Here is a 2,684-nt window from a genome sequence, read left to right as displayed (position 1 = left end):
GCGCCCCGGCGGAGAGCGAGGCGGCCGCCGCGGTGCGCGCCGCGGTGCGCAACGCCCGCGCGCTGAGCATCGAGTACTACTCCGCCTCCCATGACGTGTTGACCAGCCGCGTCGTCGATCCCATCCGGGTGGTGCTCGTCGGCGACAACAGCTACCTGGAGGCGTGGTGCCGGTCGGCCGAAGGCGTCCGGCTGTTCCGCTTCGACCGCATCGTCGAGGCCCGCGTACTCGACGAGCCCGCGGTGCCGCCGCCGCCCGCGGTCGAGGCGGGGCCCGACACCTCGCTATTCGACCCCGACACCGCCGATGCGGCGCTGCCGTCGGCGACGCTGCTCGTCGACCGGTCCGCGTCGTGGATGTTCGACTACTACCCGTTGCGGGTGGTGCGCGAGCTGCCCGACGGCGCCTGCGAAGCCGCGATGACCTACGCGTCCGACGCCTGGATGGCCCGCTTCGTGCTCGGCTTCGGGCCGGCGGTACGTGTGCTCGCCCCGGAGGCGCTGGCCCGCCGGGTCCAGGAATCGGCGTCCGCGGCGCTGCGCGCCTACGAGGACGGCGACGCAGGCGGGTAGACTCGGCCCAGACTTTGGAGGTGACCAACATGGGCGGTCTACAACCCTGGCACTGGGTAATCGTCATCGCGGTGTTCGTGCTGCTCTTCGGCGCCAAGAAGCTGCCGGATGCAGCACGCTCGCTGGGCAAGTCGATGCGGATCTTCAAGTCGGAGATCAAGGAGATGCAGGCCGACGGCAAGACCGAGCCGAAGCCCGAGACGCCCGGCCCGGCCACGCCGATCGCCTCCGAGCGCGTCGACGTCGCCGACCCGGCACCGGCCGCCGAACCGTCGTCCGACAAGCGCCCGGCCTGACCCCACCGTCTCGTGTGACGCGGCCCGGCGCCGCGGTCGTCAGGCTGTGCTCATAGGTCGCATCCACTAGGCAGGCCGTTGCAGACCCCTCCGATTCTCAGGAAGCTCGATCCGCGCCGCCGGCGCGCCCGAGCCAATCCCGACGGCACCATGTCGTTGGTCGAACACCTCGCCGAACTGCGCAACCGGCTGCTCATCGCGGCCGCCGCGGTGGTGCTGACGACGATCCTCGGGTTCTTCTGGTACACCCACGGCATCTTCGGCATGCACAGCCTCGGCGAATGGTTGCGCGGCCCCTACTGTGCGCTGCCCGACTACGCGCGTGCCGACATCACCCCCGGCGGCGGGTGCCGCCTGCTGGCGACGGGGCCCTTCGACCAGTTCATGCTCCGCCTCAAGGTGGCCCTGATGGCCGGCATCGTGCTGGCCTGCCCGGTGTGGCTGCACCAGGTGTGGGCGTTCATCACCCCCGGGCTCTACAAGAACGAGCGCCGGTTCGCGACCGCGTTCGTGGCCATCGGCGCGCTGCTGTTCATCGGTGGCGCGGTGCTGGCCTACGTGGTGCTGGCGACGGCGCTGGGCTTCCTGCTCACCGTCGGCAGCGACGTGCAGGTCACCGCGCTGTCCGGCGACCAGTACTTCGGTTTCCTGATCAACCTGCTGCTGGTGTTCGGCATCAGCTTCGAATTCCCGCTGCTGATCATCATGCTCAACCTGATCGGCGTCCTCACCTACGAGCGGCTCAAGGCGTGGCGCCGGGGCATGATCTTCGGGCTGTTCGTCTTCGCCGCGTTCGCCACGCCCGGGTCCGATCCGTTCACGATGCTCGCACTGGCCGGTGCGCTGACCGTGCTGCTGGAGCTGGCCATCCAGGTGGCCCGCATCCACGACAGGCGCAAGGCGAAGCGCGAAGCGCTCGAGGACGTTCCCGAAGACGAGGCCGCGCCGATCGGCGCCGCCGATCCGATCGAGGCGCCGTCGGCGGTGCCGTCGCCCTCCCGGGTCACGATCGATGACGAATCCACCTGAGTCGGCGGCGACCGAACTCGCCGACTTCACCGCAGCGCTGCCGTTCGCGCTCGACGACTTCCAGCTGCGGGCCTGCCGGGCGCTGGAGAACGGTCACGGTGTGCTGGTGTGCGCGCCGACCGGCGCGGGCAAGACGGTCGTCGGTGAGTTCGCCGTGCACCTCGCGCTGGCCGCGGGCCGGAAGTGCTTCTACACCACGCCGATCAAGGCGCTGAGCAACCAGAAGCACACCGATCTGGTGGCGCGGTACGGCGCGGCGCGCATCGGACTGCTCACCGGCGACCAGTCGATCAACGGTGACGCCGACGTGGTGGTGATGACCACCGAGGTGCTGCGCAACATGCTCTACGCCGATTCGCCGGCATTGCGCGGACTCGCGTTCGTCGTGATGGACGAGGTGCACTTCCTCGCTGACCGGATGCGCGGGGCGGTGTGGGAGGAGGTGATCCTGCACCTGCCCGACGACGTCCGGCTGGTCAGCCTGTCGGCCACCGTCAGCAACGCCGAGGAGTTCGGCGGCTGGATCCAGACGGTGCGCGGCGACACCACCGTGGTGGTCGACGAGCACCGGCCGGTGCCGCTGTGGCAGCACGTGCTGGTCGGAAAGCGGCTGTTCGACCTGTTCGACTACCGCGCCCACGACCCGTCCGCCCGTGGGCGCGAACTCGTGGTCGATCCGGAGTTGTTGCGCCACATCGCCCATCGCAGGGAGGCCGACCGGCTCTCGGACTGGCAGCCGCGGGGGCGCGGCGGCCGGTCGTCGCACCGGGGCCGGTCGGTGGGTGCC

4 protein-coding genes are annotated in these 2,684 nt (G+C 70.3%); all 4 read left to right on the top strand.

Features of this window, described 5'->3' with window-relative positions:
- Positions 1–572, top strand: a 572-nt coding sequence (locus tag Q2100_RS30830; protein WP_302917067.1) for a helix-turn-helix transcriptional regulator, incomplete at its 5' end; no start/stop codon positions are given.
- Between the two features lie 29 nt (positions 573–601).
- Positions 602–868 carry a Sec-independent protein translocase subunit TatA gene (tatA, locus tag Q2100_RS30825; RefSeq protein ID WP_264012754.1) on the top strand — a complete coding sequence of 89 codons (267 nt, stop codon included), beginning with the start codon at positions 602–604 and terminating at the stop codon, positions 866–868.
- A gap of 78 nt (positions 869–946) precedes the next feature.
- Positions 947–1,897, top strand: coding sequence for a twin-arginine translocase subunit TatC (gene tatC, locus Q2100_RS30820; protein WP_264012753.1), 951 nt, complete (start codon positions 947–949; stop codon positions 1,895–1,897).
- Positions 1,881–2,684: DEAD/DEAH box helicase (locus tag Q2100_RS30815; protein WP_302917066.1), on the top strand; the 804-nt coding region annotated here is incomplete at its 3' end. The genes tatC and Q2100_RS30815, both read left to right, overlap by 17 nt.

Source organism: Mycolicibacterium arseniciresistens (assembly GCF_030519285.1).
GTDB lineage: Bacteria > Actinomycetota > Actinomycetes > Mycobacteriales > Mycobacteriaceae > Mycobacterium > Mycobacterium arseniciresistens.
The sequence above is the reverse complement of the archived record's forward strand: the minus strand, read 5'-3'. Positions and strand labels throughout refer to the sequence as shown.

What these genes read in the sequence shown, in the direction of transcription:
- tatA (WP_264012754.1), top strand. Translation starts at nt 602, where the DNA reads ATGGGCGGTCTACAACCCTGGCACTGGGTAATCGTCATCGCGGTGTTC.